Annotated in this window: 4 protein-coding genes; 2 read left to right on the top strand and 2 right to left on the bottom strand. The window is 68.9% G+C overall.

Features of this window, described 5'->3' with window-relative positions; all coding sequences use genetic code 11:
• Together G3N99_RS36245 and G3N99_RS36240 are read right to left on the bottom strand one after the other, a co-directional pair.
• Nucleotides 1–899, bottom strand: an 899-nt coding sequence (locus G3N99_RS36245) for a phosphopantetheine-binding protein (protein WP_241012029.1), incomplete at its 3' end; no start/stop codon positions are given.
• Between the two features lie 123 nt (nt 900–1,022).
• The gene (locus tag G3N99_RS36240; RefSeq protein WP_174936701.1) at nt 1,023–1,964 is read right to left on the bottom strand and encodes an AraC family transcriptional regulator; all 942 of its coding nucleotides are present in this window, start codon (nt 1,962–1,964) and stop codon (nt 1,023–1,025) included.
• Nucleotides 1,965–2,181: 217 nt separating this feature from the next.
• Between G3N99_RS36240 and G3N99_RS36235 the strand changes: the two genes are divergently transcribed.
• Both G3N99_RS36235 and G3N99_RS36230 read left to right on the top strand, forming a co-directional pair.
• Nucleotides 2,182–3,834: an AMP-binding protein gene (locus G3N99_RS36235; RefSeq protein WP_174936698.1), complete on the top strand. Its 1,653-nt coding sequence runs from the start codon at nt 2,182–2,184 to the stop codon at nt 3,832–3,834.
• Nucleotides 3,831–4,130, top strand: a 300-nt coding sequence (locus G3N99_RS36230; protein WP_241012028.1) for a thioesterase domain-containing protein, incomplete at its 3' end; no start/stop codon positions are given. The genes G3N99_RS36235 and G3N99_RS36230, both read left to right, overlap by 4 nt.

Genomic DNA, 4,130 nt, shown 5'->3' with positions numbered 1-4,130 from the left:
GCCCGCGCATCGCGCGTATCGGCCGCGCGACGCGCGAGCCAGGCCGGGAACCACGTCGACGGCGCATCGGGCAGCGCCGACGGTTCGGCATACGCGGCGCCGATCTCCTGCATCAGCAACCGCACGCTGTCCACGTCGGCCGCGAGCAGGTCGACGCTCAGCCAGACGCGATCCTCGCCGCCGGGCATCTGCACGAGCCCCATCAAGAAGACCTGCGCGTGCTCGACGTCGAGACATTCGTGCGACCGGAACGCGCGCAGCGACGCCCATTCGGTTTCCGCATCGGCGGCCGTCCTGTCGCGCCAGTCCGCATGCGCGAACACCGGCGCGTCCGGCGCCGCGACGATCTGCTGGCGGCCACCGGTGAAGCACGCACGCAGCATCGGATGGCGCTCGCGCACACGCCGGCACGCCGCATCGAGGCGAGCGGGATCGATCGCGCGGCACCGAAACTCGAGGAACGCGTGACAGCTCACGTTGCCGAGCACTTCGCCGTCGCCGCGGCCGAGCCAGTACGCCTGCTGCACCGCCGACAGATCGAACGGCGCGTGCACGTCGACGTCGACCACCTCGTCAGCCTCGACGTCAGGCGCCGCGGGGGCGACGCGCGGCGCATTCGCGAGCAGCTCGGCCCACGCGCCGAGCGTCGGCGTGCGCGCAAGCGCATCGAACGTCAGCGCGTAGCCGAGTCGGTTCACGCGCGTCTGCAGATACATCAACCGGATCGAATCGAGGCCGCAACTCAGCAGGTCCTCGTCATCGTCGAGCGATGCGATTTCGTCGACGGGCTCGTCGAGCAGCTCGGCGATCATCGCGACGAGCTGCGAGCGAAAGGCTATGGGAGAAAAACTGGAAGGATCGGAATGATCGATACGGAAATCGACAGCGGTCTGGCTCATGGGCACGCCTTGTATGGGTCGTTCGATGGCGGATCCGCGCGGCGGCGGCCACCCGTGAATGAGAATCTATCTCATTCACACCCATGAGCCTGATCGATTGCTTTAGGCTGCCGGTCAGTTGTTTTAGATTGCCGCGCTCTCCATCTCGATGTCGTCGATCGCGTTCGACGACGCACGAATATCGCTCGGCGAAATGCCGTAACGCTTGCGGAATGCGATCGAGAAATGCGCGGGGCTGTAGCCAACCCGGTACGCGACGGTCGACACGTTGGCGTCCTCCGCGCACAGCATCGCGTGCGCGGTCCGCAACCGGTATTCCTGCAGGTACGCATACACGCTCGTGCCGAACACCTTGCGGAAACCGGCCGTCAGCTTGCGCGAATTCATCCCCACCCGGCCCGCGAGCGCATCGAGCGTGGGCGGCTGCTGCAGCTCGCGCGTCAGGATGTCGCTCGCGGCGTACACGCGCTCGACGTCCGACGACGTGACGCGCACGTCGGCCGGCGCGAACTGCCGCTGCGTCGCCAGCAGTTGCGCACTCAGCGCGGTCAGCTCGAACGCCTTGGCCTTCAGGTAGTACTCGCGCACCGCGCCCTCGAACGGGCACGTCGCGATCTGCACCGCGAGCGCCTGTAGCGCCTTCGACGCCGGGCAACTGACGATGCGCGGATCGCCGCCCGTCGGCGCGAGCATCTTCTCCGGCAAGAGACTCAGGTTGCGGTCGAGCGCATCGAGGCCGAGCTGCACGATCGTGTAGCGCAGCGGCGTGTCGCGGTCGTAGATCTGGTGCGTCGTGAATTCGCCGTCGTTGGCGATCACGCACAGGCCCGGCCCCTTGATGCACTGCTCGGGCTGGCCGGGAACGCGGCAACGCAACTGCCCGCTCTGCACGAGGACGAGTTTCAGCCCTTTTTCGAGCGGCTCCTCGTACCAGTCGCGGCTGTCCGAGCACAGCGTGCCGCTCATGAGTTTCATGCCCGCGTCGATGTGCACCACGCCCGGATGATTGCCGGGCACGAGCACCGGCGGGTGACGTCGTGACGAAGCGAAGGAGGTCGAGCTCATCGGAGGTCCGTTGGTTAGGCGGCACGCGCGGCCCGGCGCGCGCCGGCGGCAACCGGCCGATTGTCCGGCCGGGCCGGGCGGGCGCCGCGCGACAGGCGCCCGATCGAATGAAATTGCCGCGATATCGAAAGAAACGGCGCTATCGCGTCACTTGTTACAAATGATAATACCTCTCATTTACATTTTCTGACAACTTGCCGGAACCCAAGGTCAGCGCATGCAATCCTCCCTTCCCTCCGTGGCGCCGGCCCTCCCGGCCGATGCGCCCGACTGGCCCGACGACTTCGCGCACCGCTATCGCGACGCCGGCTATTGGCAAGACACGACTTTCTTCGATGCGCTCGACGCGCAAGCGCAGCGCGATCCCGATGCGCTCGCGATCGTTGACGGCGCCTGCCGGCTCAGTTTTGGCGACCTGCTCTCGCGCATCCGCCGGCTGGCAGGCGGCCTCGCACGCCTCGGCCTGACGCGCGGCGACACGGTCGTCGTCCAGCTACCGAACGGCGCGCGTTTCATCGAGACCTGTTTCGCACTGTTCCAGCTCGGCGTGCGGCCGGTGCTCGCCCTCCCCGCTCACCGGCACTACGAGATCGGCGCGTTCTGCCGCTTCGCCGGCGCGCGTGCGTACCTGGGCGCGGCGCAACTCGGCGAGTTCGACTGCCGGCCGCTCGCGGCCGCGCTGCAGGCCGACTGCCCGACGCTCGAGCACGTCGTGATGGCCGGCGACGACCACGCGTTCACCCCGTTCGATGCGCTGTACGACGCGCCGCCGCTGCGCGAATGCGCGGCGGGCGCCGACGACATCGCGTGCTTCCAGCTGTCGGGCGGCACGACCGGCACGCCGAAGCTGATCCCGCGCCGCCATCGCGAATACCTGTACAACGTGCGCGCGTGCAGCGCCGCGAGCGGCTTCGACGCCGGCACCGTGTATCTCGCCGCGCTGCCGATGGCACACAACTTCACGCTGTGCTGCCCCGGCACGATCGGCGCGCTGCTCGCGGGCGGCCGCGTAGTCACGACCGGGCGGCCCGAGCCCGAACAGAGCTTCGCGCTGATCGCGCAGGAACGCGTCACGCATACCGCGCTCGTGCCGCCGCTCGCGCTGCTGTGGCTCGACGAACAGCCGCAGCGACAGGCCGACCTGTCGAGCCTGCGCGTGCTGCAGGTCGGCGGCGCGCGATTGATGGACCACGCGGCCGCGCGCGTGACGCCCGTGCTCGGCTGCCGACTGCAGCAGGTGTTCGGCATGGCCGAAGGGCTCATCTGCTGCACGCGGCTCGACGATTCGCCCGAACGGATCGCGCAGACGCAGGGCCGCCCCGTGTCGGACGGCGACGAAGTGCGCATCGTGGACGATGCCGGCGAACCGGTCGCGCCCGGCGAGATCGGCGAACTGCAGGTGCGCGGCCCGTACACGATCCGCGGCTACTACCGTCTCGCCGAGCACAACGCGACCGCGTTCACCGCCGACGGCTTCTATCGCAGCGGCGACCGCGTGCGGCGCACCGCGGACGGCGACCTCGTCGTCGAAGGCCGCGACAAGGACCAGATCAATCGCGGCGGCGAGAAAGTCTCCGCCGAGGAAGTGGAGAACCTGCTGCTCGCGCATCCGCAGGTGCACGATGCGGCGGTGGTCGCGATGCCCGACCCGCTGCTCGGCGAGCGCACGTGCGCATTCGTCGTCGCCCGCGCGCCCGCACCGTCCCGGCTGGTGCTGAAGCGCTACCTGCGCGACTGCGGGCTCGCGGCGTTCAAGATTCCCGATCGCATCGAGTTCATGCCGCGCTTCCCCGAAACCGGCATCGGCAAGACCAGCAAGAAATCGCTGCGCGACCTGCTGCGCCGCCAGTTGCAGGCGGCGGCCGCATGAGCGCACGACCGACCGATTCGAACTGGATCCGCGAACTGCGCCTGTCGCCGTGCCCGCGTGCGCAGCTCGTCTGCTTCCCGCACGCGGGCGGCACCGCGAATTTCTTTCGCGGCTGGAGCCGCGCGCTGCCGTGGGACGTCGACCTGCTCGCACTGCAGTATCCGGGCCGCGAGGAACGCTTCGGCGAGCCGTGCCTGGCGTCGATCGACGCACTCGCCGGCCCCGCCGCCGACGCGCTGCAACGCTATGCGCACGCACCGCTCGTGCTGTTCGGGCACAGAGAGCGGAAGACCGGC

The sequence above is a fragment of the Burkholderia sp. Ac-20392 genome (genome assembly GCF_017104585.1).
GTDB lineage: Bacteria > Pseudomonadota > Gammaproteobacteria > Burkholderiales > Burkholderiaceae > Burkholderia > Burkholderia lata.
This window is presented reverse-complemented; position numbering and strand designations above follow the sequence as displayed.

Coding starts and splice junctions, on each gene's coding strand:
- G3N99_RS36240 (WP_174936701.1), bottom strand. CDS start 1,964: ATGAGCTCGACCTCCTTCGCTTCGTCACGACGTCACCCGCCGGTGCTC.
- G3N99_RS36235 (WP_174936698.1), top strand. CDS start 2,182: ATGCAATCCTCCCTTCCCTCCGTGGCGCCGGCCCTCCCGGCCGATGCG.